The 21,266-nt window shown below is 46.0% G+C and carries 18 protein-coding genes; 7 read left to right on the top strand and 11 right to left on the bottom strand.

What is annotated here, in order from left to right; genetic code table 11:
- Positions 1-58 precede the first annotated feature (58 nt).
- Genes RIE73_RS33460 through RIE73_RS33450 form a run of 3 tightly spaced genes read right to left on the bottom strand, consistent with a single transcriptional unit; the run spans position 59 to position 1,651 of the window.
- Positions 59-673 (bottom strand): DJ-1/PfpI family protein, encoded by a 615-nt coding sequence (locus RIE73_RS33460; RefSeq protein WP_446405302.1) that lies wholly within the window; start codon positions 671-673, stop codon positions 59-61.
- Between the two features lie 47 nt (positions 674-720).
- A complete protein-coding gene (locus RIE73_RS33455; protein WP_446405272.1) occupies positions 721-1,080 on the bottom strand; it encodes a carboxymuconolactone decarboxylase family protein in 360 nt (119 codons plus the stop codon).
- Between the two features lies 1 nt (position 1,081).
- Positions 1,082-1,651, bottom strand: a complete 570-nt coding sequence (locus tag RIE73_RS33450; protein WP_446405271.1) for a hypothetical protein — start codon at positions 1,649-1,651, stop codon at positions 1,082-1,084.
- 875 nt (positions 1,652-2,526) lie between these two features.
- Between RIE73_RS33450 and RIE73_RS33445 the strand changes: the two genes are divergently transcribed.
- A complete protein-coding gene (locus tag RIE73_RS33445; protein ID WP_446405270.1) occupies positions 2,527-3,396 on the top strand; it encodes a spondin domain-containing protein in 870 nt (289 codons plus the stop codon).
- Positions 3,397-3,655: 259 nt separating this feature from the next.
- Here RIE73_RS33445 and RIE73_RS33440 read toward each other — a convergent pair whose 3' ends face one another.
- The 3 genes from RIE73_RS33440 to RIE73_RS33430 all read right to left on the bottom strand — a co-directional run bounded on the left by RIE73_RS33440 (position 3,656) and on the right by RIE73_RS33430 (position 7,024).
- Positions 3,656-5,449, bottom strand: a complete 1,794-nt coding sequence (locus RIE73_RS33440) for an iron uptake porin (RefSeq protein WP_446405269.1) — start codon at positions 5,447-5,449, stop codon at positions 3,656-3,658.
- Between the two features lie 129 nt (positions 5,450-5,578).
- Entirely contained in the window at positions 5,579-6,100 is a 522-nt protein-coding gene (locus RIE73_RS33435) for a putative quinol monooxygenase (RefSeq protein ID WP_446405268.1), read from the bottom strand.
- 384 nt (positions 6,101-6,484) lie between these two features.
- The gene (locus RIE73_RS33430; RefSeq protein ID WP_446405267.1) at positions 6,485-7,024 is read right to left on the bottom strand and encodes a helix-turn-helix transcriptional regulator; all 540 of its coding nucleotides are present in this window, start codon (positions 7,022-7,024) and stop codon (positions 6,485-6,487) included.
- Positions 7,025-7,405: 381 nt separating this feature from the next.
- On the opposite strand from RIE73_RS33430, the gene RIE73_RS33425 reads away from it, so the two are divergent.
- Entirely contained in the window at positions 7,406-10,990 is a 3,585-nt protein-coding gene (locus RIE73_RS33425) for a WD40 domain-containing protein (protein ID WP_446405266.1), read from the top strand.
- A gap of 112 nt (positions 10,991-11,102) precedes the next feature.
- Complete coding sequence (locus tag RIE73_RS33420) at positions 11,103-12,761, top strand: dipeptide ABC transporter ATP-binding protein (RefSeq protein ID WP_446405265.1); 1,659 nt, start codon at positions 11,103-11,105, stop codon at positions 12,759-12,761.
- A gap of 353 nt (positions 12,762-13,114) precedes the next feature.
- Here the strand turns inward: RIE73_RS33420 and surE are convergent, their stop codons facing one another.
- The gene (gene surE, locus RIE73_RS33415; RefSeq protein ID WP_446405264.1) at positions 13,115-13,792 is read right to left on the bottom strand and encodes a 5'/3'-nucleotidase SurE; all 678 of its coding nucleotides are present in this window, start codon (positions 13,790-13,792) and stop codon (positions 13,115-13,117) included.
- 402 nt (positions 13,793-14,194) lie between these two features.
- Here surE and RIE73_RS33410 point away from each other — a divergent pair, with 402 nt between their 5' ends.
- Positions 14,195-14,590, top strand: coding sequence for a hypothetical protein (locus RIE73_RS33410; protein WP_446405263.1), 396 nt, complete (start codon positions 14,195-14,197; stop codon positions 14,588-14,590).
- A 318-nt stretch (positions 14,591-14,908) separates the two neighbouring features.
- Entirely contained in the window at positions 14,909-15,532 is a 624-nt protein-coding gene (locus RIE73_RS33405; RefSeq protein WP_446405262.1) for an alpha-ketoglutarate-dependent dioxygenase AlkB, read from the top strand.
- A gap of 27 nt (positions 15,533-15,559) precedes the next feature.
- On the opposite strand, the gene RIE73_RS33400 is transcribed toward RIE73_RS33405, so the two are convergent.
- Entirely contained in the window at positions 15,560-16,144 is a 585-nt protein-coding gene (locus tag RIE73_RS33400) for a sigma-70 family RNA polymerase sigma factor (protein ID WP_446405261.1), read from the bottom strand.
- A gap of 285 nt (positions 16,145-16,429) precedes the next feature.
- Between RIE73_RS33400 and RIE73_RS33395 the strand changes: the two genes are divergently transcribed.
- On the top strand, positions 16,430-16,648 hold the full coding sequence (locus RIE73_RS33395; RefSeq protein WP_446405260.1) for a hypothetical protein: 219 nt from the start codon (positions 16,430-16,432) through the stop codon (positions 16,646-16,648).
- Positions 16,649-16,730: 82 nt separating this feature from the next.
- Here the strand turns inward: RIE73_RS33395 and RIE73_RS33390 are convergent, their stop codons facing one another.
- On the bottom strand, positions 16,731-18,185 hold the full coding sequence (locus RIE73_RS33390; protein WP_446405259.1) for a YcjF family protein: 1,455 nt from the start codon (positions 18,183-18,185) through the stop codon (positions 16,731-16,733).
- Positions 18,186-18,524: 339 nt separating this feature from the next.
- Between RIE73_RS33390 and RIE73_RS33385 the strand changes: the two genes are divergently transcribed.
- Positions 18,525-19,772, top strand: coding sequence for a tetratricopeptide repeat protein (locus RIE73_RS33385; RefSeq protein ID WP_446405258.1), 1,248 nt, complete (start codon positions 18,525-18,527; stop codon positions 19,770-19,772).
- Between the two features lie 279 nt (positions 19,773-20,051).
- Here RIE73_RS33385 and RIE73_RS33380 read toward each other — a convergent pair whose 3' ends face one another.
- Positions 20,052-20,630 carry a J domain-containing protein gene (locus RIE73_RS33380; protein WP_446405301.1) on the bottom strand — a complete coding sequence of 193 codons (579 nt, stop codon included), beginning with the start codon at positions 20,628-20,630 and terminating at the stop codon, positions 20,052-20,054.
- A 59-nt stretch (positions 20,631-20,689) separates the two neighbouring features.
- Positions 20,690-21,266 (bottom strand): RNA-guided endonuclease InsQ/TnpB family protein (locus tag RIE73_RS33375; RefSeq protein WP_446405257.1); only part of this gene is annotated, 577 nt, incomplete at its 5' end.

Below are 21,266 nucleotides of genomic sequence, written 5' to 3'. Positions count from 1 at the left end.
ACGAACCCAACCGATAACCTTAGTTCAAAACCCGCCCTCACCCCATTTAGGGGAAGGTTTAGGCGTTGACCTTCTGTTTTTTTTCAATCTCCTCTAAAAAGACCTGCATAAATTCTTCAACCACACCAGGATGTCGCCCTGATATTAAATTGCCATCGATATAGGTAGCGGCGGTTTCCCCACCTTCGTAAACAATGGTTCCTCCAGCATTTTCCACATCACAAATAATGTTGTGAGCGCAGGTAACTTTACGCCCTTTTAGCAGGTTGGGATCAGCACAAAATAGCCACATACTATGGCAAATCGTGCCAATTCTTAAGTCCCCAGCATCCATCGCCTTAACCGCTTCACGCAGAAACGCTACGGCTGGCGCATTATTAGATTGTCCAGATTGAACATTAACTTGATAGCGGAGGCGATCCATGGCATAGCCACCGATGAGAATAATACCTGTGTAATCGGTTGGTTTTCTATCCTGAAAATCGACGCTCACGGTAACGTCGGCTTCATGATCGTTTCCCTTAAACGTGAGTTGTTCTTGACCCCAAAGATTAGAAATATATTCGATTTCGTAGCCATGTTCAGGGAAAAATTCACCAAAGCGTCGATATTCAGTTTCATCAAAATGTTCTTCAACCAGGACGCCGATTTTTCCTTTTGTGTCAGTGGTCATCATTTCCTCCCTTTTTTCACTATGCCGACTGTAAACCTTCTATCTAATCAGCCATTTACATCAAGAACTTCATTCAACATCCCGAAGCAACCCGCCGCCTTATTGAAACCCGCATAGACGCATAAAAACAGAAGCAGTTCCTCAATTTCCTCACGGGTAGCGCCTTGCTTCATCGCCATATTTACATGCGCCCCAAAGGGATTCCCTGGTCCAGTCTGATCCTGATTAATCACATCAATGGCAATCGTAATCAGGGCTTTCGTTTTTTGATCAATCAGGGGTAAACCCCAAGCTTCACCCGCTACACGGGTACAAAAATCACCAAACTTCGGATTGATACTATTTAACCCAGCTTGCAGTTCTTTGTCATCTAGAACGGCATTTTTATAGGCGTTATTCTCTGTCATCTTAGGCAGTTTTAATCAACGTTAGCAGTTCATTTGGGGCAAAAACATCACGATAGAACGTTAGTTGCTCAGTTTTGAGATAGCAACCGCCTCGATGTCCCCGCCGCACCCAAGTCACATTTCCCTTGGCAATCGTTTCGTTGGTTTCGTTGTCTTCACACTTCCATTCAAAGAACGTATGTTCGCCATAAAACATAACGATGGGCCAACACATGGTCACTCCGGGTTGAGCAATTAACGCCCACCAATGTTGTTCCCGTTCTTTCTGTTGCTCTAATCCTTGATAGGGACCATCTTGACAGAAATAAACCAGGTCATCGCGATATTCTCCGGTTAAAATATCGCCGCGTCCCTGTCTCAGGGCTTCACAATGGGTGGGCCACCATTCTTTATTTTCTTGTTCAATTTGTTCTAGGGTATAATCCGCGCCAATCTGTGGCAGTGTTGCTTCTTTCATTGCCACAATGTCTTCACCCTTCTGGATGAGTTTTTTCTGGAGATTATCGGCAACTAATCCAGGTCGGGAATAGTCAGCCGCCAAGTCTTTATAGTAGTTAATTCGCTTGTTCATAAGCAATCTGATTCCTTTCATTCCTGACCAGCAGGTTGGCGTAAAATTTCCTAGGGCAGCTTAAGACGCTTAAAGCAATACCTTTAGGTATCTTTGTAGAAGGATACTCATTGAACTGAACCCGTTACAATGGAAAAAATCAAGGTAGCGTTGGAAATTTTCGCGATCGCCTGTGGCGCTGACCTTTAGTGCAGTGTAGCTGCACAAGTTCAGGACAAATCAATCACATTATTTGTCCCGTGTTTGCCGTGTTCATTCGATTACAGAAAAGGGCGATCGCACTCCTGATCCCAAGTTGTACTCAAAGATAGCAGATCGAGTAGATGGGGTGATGGGGGAAACAGAAAGTTCTAGATTAGACTGCAACTTGGTATGAGATAACGACGATTCATGTTAAACTTACGATAAAAATCATTACAAGGTATTGACAAAAACACAGGGTACACAAACTGGAATTTAGACGACGATAGTAGTAGAGAGGTCAAAAAAGGTAAAGCCAGACCCAAAAAACGGTTAAAAAAGACCTCTTAATCTCTAGTTTTTCAGTGATTTCCGTTCCAGATAATCCGTAAGGTTAACATGCCCCGTCATTGGTGTCAATTTAAACTGGATTGGTTACTTTGCACCCCAGATGCATGAAGCGAAGACTTGACCCGAATTTGTCGTTTCTTTGTGTATGCTGTAAAACTTTATGTATCACAATCGAAAGAATTTACAATGGAAAAAATCAAGATAGCATTGGAAATTTTTGCGTTCCTAGACAATTTTTATAACCTGAAATATTTTTAAACTATTTTTAACTATTTACTCAGCAAAAACTCATAGTTTTGAATTTTAATAAAACTTGGAATCCACACTTAATCGGGAGACAAGGCATGAAAAACTGGGACACGACTGTACTGAAAAACCGAGGACTCTTTGTAACCGCCATTGCCGTTGGTTCAACCCTGACCATGGCTTCAACGGCAACAGCCGCTACAATGGTTAAGGTGACCGTTGAAAATCTCGCCCCGGAATCCGGTCTAGTTGTCACACCCTTATGGGTTGGCTTTCATGATGGCAGCTTTGACAGTTTTAACTTAGGTGAGCCAGCCTCTAATCGGATTGAACGTCTGGCTGAGGACGGTAATACAGCACCGATTGCCCAGGCTTTTTTGAATAGTGGTGCTGGTTCGGTTGAGGGGACGCTTTTAGGTCCTGGCTTGAGTCCCGATTCACCCCCCGTTATTCCGGCAAATGCCACCGCATCACAGACATTCACCCTAGATGGTAACTTAGCTAGCAGTCAGTACTTCAGTTATGGGGCGATGATTGTCCCCAGCAATGATGCCTTTATTGGCAATGATAATCCCTTGGCATTTCAGATTTTCGATGATGCTGGGAACTTTTTGGGGGCTGACTTCATGATTACCGGAAATCAGGTATGGGATGCTGGTACAGAAGTCAATGATGAAATTCCCGAAAACACCGCGCTTCTGGGTCAAATGATGCCCAACACGGGTGAGGATGAAAATGGGGTAGTTACCCAGCATCCAGGTTTTATCCCTGGCGGCAATATCTTAACTGCATTTCCCAATGCTGATTTTACCACGCCAACCTCTCCCAGTTATCAGGTCGCTCGCATCCGGGTTGAGCAAGTACAAGTACCAGAACCGGCTACAGCGGCGGGATTATTTGCCCTAGGTGGATTCTTCATACTCAAGCGTCGTCTGCGTCGGAATACTGATACTAACTCGAATCAGTAAGCTGTTCGTCATTTAACGTCAGATGAGGCGTCAGAAACTCAACCTTCTACAAGGTTGAGTCAGCCCAGTTTTTTCCGGAGTGGCAAGGTGAACTCCCGCCGCTTAGTGACCATGAGAAACAGTGTTTAGACCGGAGTCGAGCGGATTTTTTGTCCCTTGCCAAGTATCCATTGAATGAAGAGATTGTTAAACTATCGATTTTAGCGCCTGGTTTTGCGGATTTTGAAACAACTCAAGGATGTTGTGCAGCAGAGTTGAGTTAAAAACTAAACTGTGTCCGTATATTTCCCACATAAATAGTCGGATTGTCGCTGAAGTTATTGGGGTTGGCAATTAGGTAAAACGCGGGAACCAACGCCAGATTATTCGTCAGGGGATAGTAGTAGGTGGCTTCAAATTCATACTGCACTCCTCCATCACCACCACCAGAAACTAGGAAATTACTACCATCGAGAACCGAAAAGGGGATCTGATAGGATAGGGTGGCTAATGCTCCTTCTCGACCTAAGTCAGGAAACGCCACACCCAACTGTAGCGCTTGCACATTCACCTCCCCATCCGATAACCCTGGCGTCCTCGGATTCAGATTGGTACTGCCATAACTATAGCGTCCAAAGATGCCAAACCCAGGAGAAATCAGCCAGTCGAAGTTAAAATTGAAGGTATCAGCCGTAGCGCTTTTGAGTTCGCCACCAAAACCATCATCAGCAAAGCCATAAATTGGTTCCCCCTGCGCTCCCCCTTTGAACAGTCCGAAACCCCCTTCCCGACGGGAACGGTTATAGAGAAACCGCAGGTTAAGTTGGTCTGTTGGGGAAACGGTTAATTCTGTGGTAAAGGTATTAATTCCACCAAATAACCCTTTGTCTGGATCAGAAGCCGAACCGAAGGGAGGCTGGGGTAAAAATTCCGTGTTCTCTGCCAAATAGCTTACCCGGAGATTGAGTTGTTCGCTGATATCCCAAATCGCAACAGCACCGACGCCGCGATCCAGGGTATTGAGTAATGTACTGCCAATGGAGTTGAAACTACTTGTACCTGTCAAAAAGAACGTGAAACGGTTGAGATCAAAGTGGCGATACCAGTTCACTTGAGGACCAACAACCAACTGGAGGCGATCGCGAAGTGGAAACGAATAGAATAACTCACGAATGACTAGATCATTAGCATTAACGGCAGGTTGTTGGTCAGTGAAGGGAACCCCAAAGGTATTAAATAGACCCGCAGAAACAAATTCGTTGGCTGGAGAGTTGCCATTCCCAGCAACAAGTTGTAGAGTGAGATTGTCTTTGCCGCTAAAAGAGGTATTGAGGTTGAGGAAAACCAAGTAGCTTAAGGTAATTTCTGGATCATTGGTTATCTGTCGGACTACTGGGTCATTGTTTTCATCTCGTCCTGTCGCGAAAGCACTCAATCCTTCTGCTTGAATATCACCATTGGCAAAGGCGCCGGTGAGGTTAGAAAAGACATTGCCGGTTAGTTTGGTGGTGGTGGAGAATTGATTGTCTGCTAAAACTGCAACCGAACGATCTAAAGAATCGACTCGTTCGTTCAGGGTGGCTAGTTCTGCCTCAAATTCAGTAACTAATCGTTGCAACCCTGCTAAATCATCAGGGTTGACACCATCCTCTGTACTCGTGATAATTTGATGCTCAATCTGTTGCAAACAGGCGTTTAAACCCGCCGCAAATTCAAACCGGGTGAGGGCTACATTACCGCGATAGGTATCATCAGGATATCCAGCGATACAATCATAGCGTTGAATCAGCGATCGCAGCGCCTCGTAAGCCCAGTCTGTTGGTTGCACATCCCGTAACTCTGAGACGTTGGTGATTTGAGCCATTGGATGCTGGCGTTCCTCCCCCATTGTACTGTCGGGATGCACAGACTCTATAACTAAGTTGTGGCTCATCGTCGCATCTGAAGCAGAAAAGTCTTCCCCATCTCCCCCATCTCCCTCATCTCCCCCATCTCCCCTGAAGGAAGCGTCTTCTATCAAGATGGTACTAGAAGACTCAGTTTCCTCGGCAACCGTTGCGGTAGAAGTCCCCATGAAAAGTACTATACCAAACATTATTAGGCTAGTCAGTCGATTCATTGTCCATTATTTTGTATGAGATTATCTTGACAATTCCTCCTAACCCGACAATTGGCTTATTGAAAATGGTGCAAGATGTGAGTATTACTCAACATCCAGCCCATAGGTGACATTTTCAATATCGTAAACTCTGATATTAGCTTCACCATCGAGCATTTCGGGGAATTTTTCTAATAGCTGTTCGGTATAAGGTTTCTTCAGATGGATAGCTAGGGCTTCCCGACTTTCCCATTCCTCAAAGTAGATAAAGGAATTGGGGACAGTTGATTCCTCGTAGAAGCTATAACTAATATTGCCTTCCTCTGTTGTTCGGGTTGGTTCTAGAGTCGCTGTGGCTAACTCTAAAAATTGTTCCCGTTTATCGGGTTTAATTTTAAATCGTGCTGCCAAAACTACCGGGACATCAACCTGATCTTCTTGTTGTGCTAACTCCTGGATCTGATTACTGGAAACGTCCTGAGTTTCTTGTCGCGAAACTGGGGTTGTACACCCAGCACTAAAAACGGCAACAGAAAGTAGAACTGAGAAGACTCCTTGGCGTAGCAATGGTGTAGCCAAAAAGAAAGATGATAGCAACCGGAGACTAGGAAACGGTGGCTTCCTCATGAAAATTGATGATGCAAAATTAAGGTCATTCTAAGTTACTCAACTTAAGCGAGTAAAGCAATGGAAAAATTATCGATAAAATTGGTAATTTTATGGATTTAAAGCCAGGTATACTAGATACATGATAGTATCCCTCCCTGTCAACTTAAAGTGAAAAGCTTTCCGTGTAAGACTTTGAATTTCGTCGTAGAAACTTTCAACCCCCCTTAATTCTCCCTGATTAAGGGGGGGAACTTCAAGCCGTTCGAGTGCCTTGTTCCCTCCCCTTTGCAAGGGGAGGGTTAGGGAGGGGTTAGATCAAGGTATCGCTTTCTTTTTGAGCTTAAGTTGACATTAATAGATAGTATAGTTCCCCTAGGAATGGTGATTTAGATGCTAATTTGCTTAAGTCTTGCAACTCACATCCTCCCGTCGCTGTTCCTCTTTCCAGGTTTTGGGCGGTGAGGCGTGAAGTTTACGAAAATGCTTGACAAAATGACCTGTATCTAAATATCCCACAGCTTCAGCAATCTGATACACAGATAAGTCAGTGGATAAGAGTAAGTAACGCGCCTGAAACATCCGACGTTGGACAATCCACTGATACAAGGTTTGTCCAGTCAGACGACGCACTAAACTGGTGAGATAGGAGGGAGAATAATCAAAGGCTTGAGCGACTTCGTTGAGGCTAATCGAGTGGTGATAATTGTCTTCGACAAAAGCAAAAATTTCCCGCAACTGGGGATGTTCGGGGAATTGGAATCGCCAATATGTCGGCTCTACCGCTGTCTTTTCCCAAGTTACGGATGGCGCGGTTCCTGTCAACTCTCTTTGCGTGTCCAAGGCTTCCAATTCGTCAATGCGATCGCGCATCGTTTGCATCCTCTGACGCAAGACAGCTAATTCATCAATCAGTTGTGCTTTCGTCTTCACTTCATCCTTCATGCTGGATTCTCTTTAAACGTTTTGACTCAACGCTAGGTTTAAGGATTCTAGATCGCTTGTGTAGGGGCAGGTTTAGGGATTAATAGTGATTGTTTTCCCTAACTTTTGTGCCAAACCCACCCTCACTTTGAGTGGCTTTCCCTCTCCCCCAATCCCCAATCACCCTGATTGACTCCAGTTTTCATTGTCGGTAAGGTTTTGACCAGCAAAGATCAATGTTTTAAGCAATTTTTTTAAGGAGTTTGGCAAGTGAAAGGCTTGATCGCGCTAATCAAGGGACGTTTAGCCGTTGAGGACTGGGAAACCTATGTTGCTTAACTTGCTTAAATTGAGAAAAATGATAAAGGACATCCTTAGCCAACATCTGGGTGACAGCAAAGCGTGAATGTCAACAAGTCAAGACGCAAACGTGGTGTTATCCTCACGACACCAGGAGTGAGGAAACTGCAAGCCGCCAAACAAGCGTGGGAAAGTCAGCAAAATGATGGGAAACGATACACCTTAGAAGACCTTAGCGATCGCACGGGTTTAGCCACGGGGACGATTACCAAGGTGTTGAACCGGGAGGGAGTAGTTGATAAGCGTACCCTGCGGATTTTTTTTCGCGCCTTTGACCTAGAACTCGATCCCAGTGACTATACTCAGCCTGACCAGAATCGTCAGCCATCCAGACGCCAGGAAGACCACCCAAATCAAACCGATTGGGGAGACGCGATTGATGTCTCTGTATTCTATGGTCGTTCCCAGGAACTCGACCAACTGCAAACCTGGATTGGGGATCATCGTTGTCGCCTGGTGGCTGTGTTGGGGATGGGAGGGATTGGTAAAACCGCCCTCTCGATTAAGCTGGCTGAACAGATTCAGAACCAGTTTGAGTTTGTCATCTGGCGATCGCTGGGGAATGCGCCCCCCCTGTCCGAGATGTTAGCGGAACTGATCCCGTTTTTGTCCCATCATCAAGAAACCCCAGCCGCCTCACCCGACAATCTGGGTAAAAGCATCTCGCGACTGATGCATTATTTACGCACCCACCGCTGTTTACTGATTTTGGATAATCTAGAAACCATTTTGCGCGATGGTGCGATCGCGGGACAGTATCACCCAGGTTACGAAGGTTACGGTGAACTGTTTCACCGTATTGGCGCCACTCGTCACAAGAGTTGTCTACTCCTCACGTCTCGGGAAAAACCCCAAGAAATTGCCTGTCTTGAAGGTGAAGCCTTACCCGTGCGGTCTCTGCAACTCCGGGGGTTGCAGGTGTTAGCTGGACAAGAAATCCTCAAAGCGAAAGGACTAACTAATCAAGCGACTCAATGGCAACAATTGATTGAAAATTATCAAGGTAATCCCCTCGCCTTAAAAATTGTTGCCACTTCTATTCAAGATTTATTTGCCGGAAATATTCAGACATTCTTGCAACAGAAAACCACGGTTTTTAATGGGATTCGCCGTTTATTAAACCAACAATTTGAACGACTGACTGACTCAGAACAACAGGTCATGTATTGGTTCGCGATTAATCGCGAACCCGTGGACATTGCCACCCTGCATCAGGATATTGTTCCCGCCATCCGGTGTTCCCACCTCCTAGATATCTTAGAGTCATTATCGTGGCGGTCATTAATTGAAAAAAAATCGACGTTCTTTACACTTCAACCCGTGGTCATGGAGTATGTCACCGAGGGACTGATTGAACAAATTGTCCAAGAAATTACCAGTCAATCCCTTCATCTATTCCGCCGTAACTCCCTAATCAAAGCCCAAGTCAAAGACCACATCCGAGAGACTCAAATTCGCCTGATTTTACACCCTGTCTTGGCACAACTCAAAAGCGTTTTGGGTTCTAACCAAACGATTGAAACTCAACTGAAGGATATTCTCTGCCAACAGCGACAGCAATTGCCCAAACGACCGGGTTATGTGGGCGGAAATGTGCTGAATTTACTCGGTCATCTACCCGCCAATTTAAAGGGATATGACTTTTCCCATTTAACCGTTTGGCAAGCCTATCTTCAAGGCGTCGATTTGCATCAGGTTAACTTTGCCTATGCCGATATAGCCAAATCCGTCTTTACCAAAACCTTTAGTAGTATTGTCTCAGTTGCCTTTAGTCCCGATGGAAAATGCTTGGCAACAGGGGATACCAATGGTGAGATTCGCTTGTGGCAAGTCCAAGAGATGGGACTCTGCTGTGATATAGTGCCACTTTATACGTTTAAAGAACACAACGCTTGGGTATTCTCTGTCGCCTTTAGTCCAGATGGTAGTCTCTTAGCTAGTGGTTCTGGAGACAAAACTGTAAAGCTCTGGGATCTTAACAGAGGTTTATGTTATCACACCTGCGTGGGTCATACCAATTGGGTAAGGTCTGTCGCCTTCAGTCCTGATGGTGAGATCGTCGCCAGTGGGTCTAAAGATCACACCGTTAGACTTTGGCATAGTTATACCGGTAATCTACTCAAAACCTTAGTCGGTCATACCAGTTCGGTGAGTTCGGTGAGTTGGAATCCAAATCACAAAGGACAAATCCTCGCCACTGGTTCTGAAGACCAAACAATTAAGCTGTGGAATGTCGTAACGGGTAAGGAACTGAAAACGCTTCCAGGTCATCAAAATTGGATTTGGTCAATTGCTTTTAGTCCCGATGGGAAAACCTTGGCGAGTGGGAGTGTTGATCGAACGATTAAACTGTGGGATATTCACACAGGAACCTGTCGTGACACCCTGGTTGGTCATACTGATGGTATTTGGTCAGTTGCCTTTAGTCCCGATGGCGACAAACTTGCCAGTAGTAGCGAAGACCGAACGGTGAAGCTTTGGCATATCCCTAGCCTAAGCTGCTGCTCTACCTTCACCGGATATGATAATGGCGTTCGTGCCATTACCTTTAGTCCCAATGGGCGTCTCCTGGTTACCGGAAGTGCTGACCAACAGTTACGCCTGTGGGATGTCACCACCGGGGACTGTCGCCAAACCTTGCAAGGATATACCGATCAGATTTACTCGGTTGCAGTGAGTCCCGATGGCAAGACTATCGCCAGTGGCGGCGTTTCCCCTTTGGTGCGGTTGTGGGATAGGACGACTGGGGACTGTCGCCAACTGTTGGCGGGACACCAGGGTTGGATTTGGTCTGTTGCCTATAGTTTGCAGGGGAATGCTTTGGTTAGTGGTGGGTTTGACCAACAAGTTAGACTCTGGAATATGGAAACAGGACAATGTTGTCACACTTTTAAGGGACATCAGGGTTGGATTTGGACTGTTGCCATGAGTGCCGATGGTAGTCAGTTAGCCAGTGGTAGCATTGACCAAACGGTGAGGCTGTGGGATGCTGTTTCTGGTCAATGTCTCCATGTCTGGCGCGGACATCAGAGTGGGATTTGGTCAGTGGCGTTCAGTCCGGATGGTGAACGTTTGGCGAGTGGTAGTCTTGACGCCACGGTGAGGTTATGGAATCCGCGCACCGGAGACTGTTGCCAAATCCTACAGGGACACAGAGGTTGGACTTGGAGTGTGGCATTTAGTCCAGATGGCAAGATGGTGGCGAGTGGGAGTGCGGATCAAACGGTAAGAGTATGGGATGTGAAAACGGGCAAATGTCGCCAAATTTGGAAAGGTCACACAGACTTAGTGTATGCTGTTGCTTTTAGTCCCGATGGGGATACTTTGGCGAGTGCGAGTGCTGACCAAACGATAAGAGTATGGGATGTGAAAACGGGCAAATGTCGCCAAATTTGCACGGGACATACCAAGCCAATTCGGGCGATCGCGTTTGGATTTAACGGTGAATGGCTGGTGAGTGGTAGTGAAGATCAGACAATAAAAATTTGGCACACCCAAACCGGTCAGTGTCTGCAAACCCTCAGCACAACGCGACCTTATGAGGGGATGAATATTACGGGGGCGACGGGTTTAACGGCGGCTCAAAAGGCTATGTTAAAAGGGTTGGGGGCAGTAGAAGATAAGTAGGGTCTGCTGAATAAGTGGTGAGGTGAGGGGGAGATGGGGAAGATGGGGAAGATGAGGGAGATGGGGAAGATGGGGGAGATGGGGAAGATGGGGGAGATGGGGAATATGACGAATGACTGAATCTTTATTTTGCATCGAAAATTTACATATTGCTTATCCGAATAATCCTGACTATTGGGCGGTGGATGATGTCTCGTTTACCCTGAATCCTGGAGAACGATTGGGATTGGTGGGAGAGTCGGGGTGTGGCAAATCGACTCTGGGACGCGCGGCGATGCGGTTATTACCAAAAACCACCAAAATTGAAGGACAAATTAAATTTAAAGGAGAGTCTGTTTTTGAGTTAAACCCAACTCAAATGCGCCAGTTTCGCGGAGAAGTGGTGGCGCTGGTGTTTCAAGATCCGATGACCCGCCTTGATCCCTTGATGACGATTGGGGATCATTGTCTGGAAACCTTACAAGCGCATCAACCTCAGTTATCACGTTTGCAGTGTAAACAAAAGGCAATTGAAACCCTAGAAGCGGTGAAGATTCCCGCCAACCGTTGGTCCCAATATCCCCATGAATTTAGTGGCGGAATGCGGCAACGAGTCGTGATCGCACTCGCCCTCTTACTCAATCCTAAGATGATTGTCGCGGATGAGCCAACCACCAGTCTCGATGTCACCGTCTCCGCCCAAATCTTACAGGAATTGACGCGCCTGTGCCAAGAACGGGAGATGGCGCTGTTGTTAATTTCCCATGACTTAGCCATGGTGGGGGAATACTGCGATCGCGTGGCGGTGATGTATGGAGGCAAACTGGTAGAAATGGGGGCAGTTGGGGATATTTTGTACCACCCTCAGCATGAGTATACGCGATCGCTTCTGCAAGCCGCGCTGCTTATGCAAACGGTGAATGATCACGAACAATGTAGAGAAAAGTCATGGAAAGTCTCTACACCAGAGGAGAACAATCAACAGACACCCATTCTCCGAGTGCAACAGTTAAAGCAGTATTTCACCTTAGAACAAAATTTTATTGCCCAATTGTTTTCCCGCGAACCTCAAGTGATTAAAGCCGTGGATGAGGTAAGTTTTAACCTATATCCGGGTCAAGTTTTGGGATTGGTTGGAGAATCGGGGTGTGGCAAAAGTACCCTATCCCGCACCATTTTGCAACTGATTCCGCCTACCTCTGGTATTGTCGAATTTCAAGGTATTAATTTAACCCAACTGAACCGGAAATCTCTACGGGATATGCGGCGACATATTCAAATGATTTTTCAAGATCCGTTGGCTTGTTTGAATCCCTTAATGACAGTGGGTGATAGTATTGCTGATCCTTTATTTATCCACCACCTAGCGACAGCAACAGAAGCGAAACATCAGGTGATGGAAATGCTGGAACGGGTGGGATTAACGCCTCCAGACGACTACTACCACCGCTATCCCAGGGACTTATCCGGGGGACAACAGCAACGAGTCGCGATCGCGCGGGCGTTGATTACTCGCCCTAGCTTAATTATCTGTGATGAACCCGTGAGTATGTTGGATGCGAGTGTACAAACACAGGTACTGGAATTAATGCGATCGCTCAAACAAGAATTTGAGTTAACCTATTTATTTATTACCCATGATCTCTGGGTAGCGCGGTTTTTCTGTGATGCGATCGCGGTGATGAATCGGGGTCAGATTGTGGAAATGGCAGAAACGGAAGCCTTGTTTACGAATCCCCAGCATCCGTATACCCAAACCCTATTACAAGCCGCTCCATTATTGGCAGTGTAGGGGCGGGTTTCTCGACTATGTTTCGGGTACACCCAGATGTAAATAAACCCACCCCAATGTAGTGTCGTGGCACACCTTAATTGGTAGATTAGAATTGTAGGGGAGCACGGCGTGCGCCCTTTTACCAAACCGATGTCCGACCAATTTCACCGTCAAATCTATTCCACAATTTTAGCTGTGTCAGTCCAGTAGCTATAGGAGAAGGGCGGGTTTAGTTAAGTTATCAGTTTGGTGCAAAATGTTATCTGTAAAACCCGCCCCTACACCCCCCGATCTAAGAGCTCTTTACCTTAAGTTGACACCAATGACAGACGTGCGCCATTTTCCCGCGATTACCCGTAAAAATTGGGAATTCAAAGAGAAAGAAGAGTCACGGCGATACTCCCGCTAAAACAAATATCAACATCTGTACCCGGAGCGCGATCGCGTTTGGCGTATTCGCCTTTATAGTAATAGTGATCTCCCTCTAAGATATAGTCAACGGGTAAGGGCTGAATACTCGGTTTACAGAAGACGATATCGGGTTCTGGAGAACCAGGTTCTAGGTGCGGTAAATTCACATTCCAAAACGTACCGGGAGGGGTGGGACGTTGAAATAACTCCCCTAACACCCTGGTTGTCCAACGGCTCGCCACTTGCCAATCAATCACCAAAGGGCGTTTAATCCAGTGGGAAATCGCAATCCCTGGAATTCCCAGAATTGCCGCTTCCCGCACCGCCGCTACAGTACCGGAAATATGGACATCGACTCCCAGATTACCGCCTGCATTAATCCCAGAGAGTACCCATTGCGGATTTTGCACCAGTTGAGTCAGGGCGAGACGGGTACAATCGGCGGGTGTACCTGCGACTGCGTAGGCAAATTCTGAGCGCTGTTGAACATGGATGGGCTGATGCGTGGTAACTTGATGACCACAACCGGATAAATGGGTTTGAGGCGCAACGATAACGCTTTTCCCCTTCACCGCTTGCTGGAGTGCTTGAATCCCTGGAGCATCTATTCCATCATCATTGGTGAGAATTAAAGTCATCTTATGGGCGCAACTGATACCACCAATGTTCTAGCATAGCGGTAAATTGTTGATTGTTGATGGCTGATAAAACTGTGGCGGGTATATCCCTATCGTTGAGACAAAATAAATTAATAACCTGTAATGGCGTGGCACACCTTATTTGATGAATTAGAATTACGCCCGGAAACTGTAGGGGCGCAAAGACTTGCGCCCGATTCAATGGTCAAATCTATTCCACAATTTTAGCTGTGTCAAGCCGCCATCGTGGGTTAGGCGGGTATTTGCTTAACTGGACTTTGGACAAACAAAGTGCGATCGCGGTTGGGAATTTGGTGTTTTTTGCTCGGGTTTCAGGTTAATATTAAAATATGATATCGGGACATAAAACCCAATGTAGGGGCGGGTTTAGGGACAAAATTAATGGAGCCACCAATCACCTTTCTACAAAACCCGCCCTGCCCCAATCTTTTACTGCGATCGCGGTTGCGAATAAGGTGGGTTTTGTTGTCCAGTTTTGGATTAATCGATTGCCTTTCGGTGGGGGAATGGGTGGGTTTTGTTGTTCCGTTATTGGTGGGGAGGGCGGGTTTTGTTGTTCCGTTATTGGTGGGGAGGGCGGGTTTTGTTGTTCCGTTATTGGTGGAGAGGGCGGGTTTTGTTGTTCCGTTATTGGTGGAGAGGGCGGGTTTTGTTGTTCCGTTATTGGTGGGGAGGGCGGGTTTTGTTGTTCCGTTATTGGTGGGGAGGGCGGGTTTTGTTGTTCCGTTATTGGTGGGGAGGGCGGGTTTTGTTGTTCCGTTATTGGTGGATATCTGAATTGATTCCCTAAACCCGCCCCTACAATTCCCTAAACCCGCCCCTACAATTCCCTAAACCCGCCCCTACAATTCCCTAAACCCGCCCCTACAATTCCCTAAACCCGCCCCTACATCTAATTTTTCTGCCCCAAATGCCTTGGCGCATAAATTACGCAAATTTATTTTTTTGTCCAAAGTCCAATCCTTAAGTCAATAATCTTTTAATCCGGTATTCGCCGTAACCCCCCCAATAAATATATTAAGATTTATTTGATATTTTTGATATGTTAAAATTTCATAAGTCACTTATTAAAGTATAGGTTAAAGTTCGACCAAAATGATACAATTATCAAAATCGCTAAATTTCAATGTAGATCCTACATCAGACTTTATTGTGCCAGAAATACCTGGACTAAACTTGATCCCCGATTATATCAATACTCAGGAACAAAATCAATTACTGGAGATTATCGACCAGCAGGAATGGTCAACCCAATTAAAACGCCGAGTTCAACATTATGGGTATCGCTATGAGTATAAAAAACGGACATTAACCTCCGCCAGCTACTTAGGAGAATTGCCAAATTGGGCAGATCAACTCGGACAACGACTGGTTCGCGATCGCGTAACCCCTATTCTCCCAGATCAACTGATTGTTAATGAATACTTACCCGGTCAAGGCATTACCAATCATGTTGACTGCGTTCCCTGTTTTGGTAATACCATTATCTCCCTAAGTTTAGGGGGTCGTTGTGTGATGAACTTGAGCCATCCACCCACGCAAACCCAGATTCCTGTTCTGTTATCACCGGGGAGTTTACTTATTTTGCAAGGGGTTGCCCGCTATCAGTGGCAACATGGCATTCCTGCTCGCAAAACGGATCAGTATCAGGGAAAAAAGTTAATTAGAACTCGCCGAGTTTCGCTCACATTTCGAGAAGTCGTGTTTCCCTATAAGTAATTGTGACAATGCACCCCTTTAAAAGTTTTACCAAGCTTGAGTTGAGCGCGATCGCCGAACGTTTTGAGTGCTTGTCGCTTTCAGTTTGAGTTGAATAGTTGCCGTTTGCAATAATCCCAACTCCTCAGCAAGGCGTTCTAATAACTCGCGCCAACGTTTTGAGACAGCACCTTGACTTTTTAATCCCAAATCAGCAATTAGTTCGACTTGGGTTTTACCTTGTACTTTACCCTGCCATAGTTTCTGATACCCTCGATTAGGATAACGTTGATCGAGTGCTGAAATAGCGGCGATGGCTCGGTTGATTAAATCAGTACGCTCCACAGCATCTAACACGTCAAATTCATCCTGGATGGTTTCCAATAACGATAAATTTGTTCCGGGAATCCTTTGGTCTAAACTTGTACAGTGTCTTTGCTTTTCGTGACGCATCAAATCAATAATTGCCAAGCGAGCTACTTTTTTTGACCAGCGGTAGAATTGATTGATTTCCCCAGTACGAAACTTGCCAGCAATTACAGCTTGAAATAATTTTATATGGGCAGTTTGGGCGGCATCTTCCCAGTCAATCGCCGTTCCGCTGGTATTTTTACGAGCAATTTTCTCGATCATCTGGCGATAGTCGGGATGATTCAAAAGTTGGACAAAAAACTGAGTTGTTCGGTGATAGTCGTAATTCTTGGGTTTAGATTGAGTAACCCTAAACGAAAAAGCATAGGTCTGTTTTAACTTCTAAGGTAGCGGTACCAGGGACTCTATCCCGATAGCGCTGATGAAAGCTGTATCACTATATAAGACTGAAACATACTCTCACAGGGTTCTCTATCCATAATCTCAGCCCTGACTATCATGTATAGCCATTAGTCATGGGTCGTTGACACAAGGGGTTTTACAGAAATGAATTATCAAGACAAGTTGAGTCCGTGGAAAATTGTCCGCTTGCAGTCTAATTTGCAACATGTGATTGTGGGTCGCTTCCGTCGTCGTGGCGATGCGGAAGGTCATTTGCGTATTCTGAAGCGAATGATGCCTCACTTACAATTTGCGATTGTATTTGATGTGGGTCACGCGGAGGAGTCTATTCCTTCCGTTTCTACGACTGACGGAGAAAATTAATCGTGTAGAGACGTTGCATGCAACGTCTCTACGTTAACGTTATCCTACACCCTTTTTTGCCTTCTGCCCTCTGAAGCCTTCTCTAGGACAAGCGGCTGGGTTCAGGTTGAGGGGAATTTAAGCGCAAACGTTTGACTGCTTGCTGAACAAATCCCTGTAAAAATGCTGTCCGTTGATTTTGTTGGAACACCGTTTGCAATTTCTCTTTCAGGCGATCAAGATTTAAGGGGTGATCGGTTGCTGTCGGTTCGCTAATCTCTTGGTCTTGGAAATATTCGATTAAACTCAACCCCGCTAATCGAGTAAAATAAGCCGCGCTAACCCCTTGCACTGCACCGCCTGCGATATACGTAAAAGCGTTACTTTTGAGAATACCGCCAATGGTTTGAGTTGAGAGTTCAACTAAACCCAGTTTAACCATTAAGCTACCCAAGGTTTTGGCAGCAGATTGGGCTTGGGATAAGGAAAATTTTTGTTGATAGATTCCGGCTAATTCCATCACTAATTGGCTACTAATCGCCGCCGTGGCGAGTAAATCTAAGGCGGGAACCGGATTGGCAAACGCAGTGGCGGCGGTAATCCACTGATACTGTTCAATTAGGGGTAAAGCGCGATCGCGTCTGGCTTGATTTAAGGCGGTTTTGGCTTCAGCTTTGAGGCTAATCGCGGATCTGAGAGTGGTTCCCCAGATTAACTGTTGGGCGTCTTCAGTTAAGATGGGGGTTAATTGTTGCGTCAAAGCGGTGACATCCGGTGTTTGCGCCTCTAACCATTCTTGGATTGACCCATCGGACTGATGCTGACGTACTTTTACCGGAGTGGGAGACGCCGCGATCGCCATGATATCCTCTGGGGGAAAAAGTTGGGCGAGTCGGTGTCGCAGTTGTTGCAACACTAGCACTCGTTCTGGGGGTAAATACTGGTCTTGTTTATTAAAGATGAGCAGAATTCGCTGATTCAGCGTTTTCAGATGCTGCAAAAGCTGAAACTCGGAATCGGTTAAATCACTGGTGATTACAAAGAGAATTACATCCGAGTTGGGGATTGTATCCTGAGTGCGATCGCCTGTGAATAAGACGGTGGTTTCTTGGACACGAACGATGGGACAGTGTTCCGATAACCCTTTTGATTCTAAAATGTTGACTAAACAGGATTTGCCAACACCTTTACCGCCAGTGACAAGCAGGTGCAACTCTTGTCGATCCAATTGGGCGGTTAATTGGGTAACCTGTTGTCGTAACGACGTGCTAAGATCAGGATTCTCGACCTCTGTTTCCCAGCCGGAAATCACGACTTCAGCTTGAGCAATCGCCTCCTCTACCGTAGCTCGATCCAGAGGCGAGGATACTGGTGATACCTCAACCGCACTCGACCCTCGCTGCTGAAACAACCATACCCCACTACCGAGGGCGATCGCGCCGAGGAGTCCCACTTCCCCCAACTCCGCCACTGACTGATGCATCGTCTCTAACAGCCATAATCCAAAGGATAAAGCAATACCGCCAACTAAAATAGGTCGCCGCAACTGAACCACCATATCTTTTTTTCTAACCTTACTTCAACTAAGATAACGTTTTCAGGGGATTTACAGAATCCCTCTAGGCGGATTTTAAGTTGAGATTGGCTGAGATGCAGTGGTGTTACAGAGACTGTACCTGCAACCTCTCTATCGTTACTGAGGTTGAATTTCTCTGAAAAAATAAAAATATGAACACCAACAATTCCCATTCCTCTTGAGCAACTGTGGAGTCTCTGTCCCAAACTATCTTGCCCCAATTTATCTATTTAGGAAGAGTACAACCGCAGGGATTGATAGCTAAACTAAAAAGTAGAACTGTTGTCACGCCTTGTCCGTCTGCCAATGTTGATCAATGAAATGAATTATGAGTGGGATTCTCTGCCTCAATCCCAACAACATTCACACCCAACCTTAACGATTCAAACCCCCTTAAACTCTCACCAAGAAACCGCTAAAGATCAAGCGAATTCCAAGATCGAAACAGCCGATAGTTTCGCTGAAGCCGGAGACTATGAAACGGCGATCGAGTATTATGATGAAGCGATAACCATTAAAACTGATTGTTCCTCAGCGTGGTATCATCAGGGGGTGGCGTTGCAGCATTTAGATCGTGATGAAGAAGCATTAGCCAGTTTTGATAAAGCGTTAAAATTTAGTGCCGAGAATCCTAAAATCTGGAACTACCGGGGGATTACGCTACAGAATTTAAAACGTTATGACCAAGCGCTTACCTCCTACGATAAAGCGTTAACGTTAAACCCGGATGATGTCAAAGTATGGTACAACCGAGGCGTAACCCTGCGGAAGTTAAAGCAGTATGAGGAAGCAATTAACTCCTACAATCACGCCTTAGAAATTAACCCCAACTATGCGAAAGCCTGGATTTACCGGGGACACACATTACGGAAATTAAATCGTCCGCAGGAGGCGATCGCGTCCTACGATCGCGCTTTGGAGATTCAACCCGATAATGATCTCACCTGCTGTAGTCGCGGTTTTCTGTTGTATCAGTTAAAGCGGTATCAAGAGGCGTTGGTATCCTTCGATCAAGCGGTTCAGGTGAATCCTCACTCGGCTAAAGCTTGGCATAATCGGGCGATGGTGTTAAATCACCTCGAACGGTATCAAGAGGCGGTTGAGAGTTGCGATCGCGCTTTGGAGATTAATCCGGATTGTGAATTAGCCTGGAACACCAAAGCCGTTGTTCTGTTAAACTTAGAACGCTACGAATCGATGATTGAGTGTTATGATCACTCCTTACAGATTCACCCGGAAAATTATCAGACGTGGTATTTACGCGGCAAAACCTTATTTAGGTTAGGACGCTATGAGGACGCGATTGACAGTTATGATCACGCCTTAAAACGTAAAAACGATTATCAATACTGGACAGAACGGGGAAATGCGCTGCAAGAATTACAACGCTACCAGGAAGCTGTTACCGCTTACAATCAGGCATTGAACTTGAAACCGGATGATGATGAACTGTGGATGCTAAAAAATCTGGCAACTAATCGTAGGCGTTGGCAAAAATGGCATCAAAAGCTGGTAAAATTGTGGCAAAGATTTAGATCCTTGTTTTATAGCAACCGTCCCAGCGCTTAGGACACATAAGAATTTAGTAAAGACGTTCCGTCGGAACGTCTTTACCACTATAGCAATCCTATTTGAGTCGTGTCCAAAAATCTGATAATTTTCGGGAATGGGTAATGGGCAATTCGCGCCAGCGTGTCCTATAACCTATCGCTCTCAGTTGGGTTAAGCGTTGAAGTGATGATGATCGAGTCTATAGGTCGGCACATTTTCCCATGATGAAAAGTATACCAAAAAAAAAGAGCGATCGCACTCCATACCCCAAAAATTTGTGACTGTTTTTAAGTATCACTAAACCATCTGTTCCATGCGGCGAAAATCCCGTTCAACTTCCGCCCACAGGGAACGATTATGGGGGTCAGTTTTCAACGCTTTTTTCAAATAAATTCGGGCTTTATCCAATTGCCCATCCTTCACCAAATACCGTCCCCAACATTGATAAGTAATCGCTTGCCATTGTCGCACCTCTGGATCATGGGGAATCCGTTGCGCCAACCCCTCCACCAGCGCGATCGCCCGGGCAAATCGTTGTTCTTTGAGTAATTGCTGTAAACGCTCGTAGGACGTCCATTTGAGCTGATATTCTATCTCTGACAGGGGAGGAATCGTCGGCGGTTTGGCTGGCGGCTGCTTGGTCACCGTAACCCTCTGGGAATCCTCCGCCGAGTCAGTTGTCCCCGTCGGTTTAACCGCATTCAACAGCAGCTTATACGCCTCGGTCAACTCAATAAACTTAGTTTGAGCCAGCCCGTCACCGACATTGACATCCGGGTGACACTGGCGTGCCAAACGCCGATAGGATGCCTTAATCTGCGATCGAGAGGCGCCATCGCTTAAACCTAACAATCGATAACAATCCGCCAGATTCATTTCTAGGACAAGCACTGATAGGGGTAGAGGCAGTATTGTGACATCCTCCCACACTTGCGTCAAAGATTATGGTGTGGGCTTCCAACATCGCTGTTAGACATTGCTGCCCTGCGCCACTTGTCTAGGACCCATGCCCCCGACAGCCCGACTTGACAGCCAATTTCTTTCCCCCAGAGTCCCTGGGTACTCAATTGCTCATAGCCTCGGTTACAGATTTCTTGTGCTGAGGCTACATCTCTATCGACTTCATATTTGCATTCCGGGCAGCTATGCCATCTATCAGACAGTTTTTTTGGGACCTCAATGCGACAGTTTGGGCAAGTCTGGGAGGTTCCTTTATGGTCAACTTCAGCGACATAAACGCCGAGCTGTTTACCGACGTAGTAAAGAATGTCCCTAAACTGACCAAAAGCTGCATCAACTGTATGCTTGCCTAGGAACCCCTTTGCCATAATCCGGAAGTCAATATCTTCCAAAAAGATGGTTCCCGCCATATCACACAGTTTGTGAGCCAATTTGTACTGATAGTCTTTCCGCTTGAATGCAATATGGTTATGCTGTTTCTCTACCTTGAGCCTAGCTTTTTCATAGTTTTTAGAACGCTTATTCTTCTTGGATAACCTGCGTTGTAGCACT

The organism is Coleofasciculus sp. C1-SOL-03 (assembly GCF_040220555.1).
Lineage (GTDB): Bacteria > Cyanobacteriota > Cyanobacteriia > Cyanobacteriales > Coleofasciculaceae > Coleofasciculus.
The sequence above is the reverse complement of the archived record's forward strand: the minus strand, read 5'-3'. Positions and strand labels throughout refer to the sequence as shown.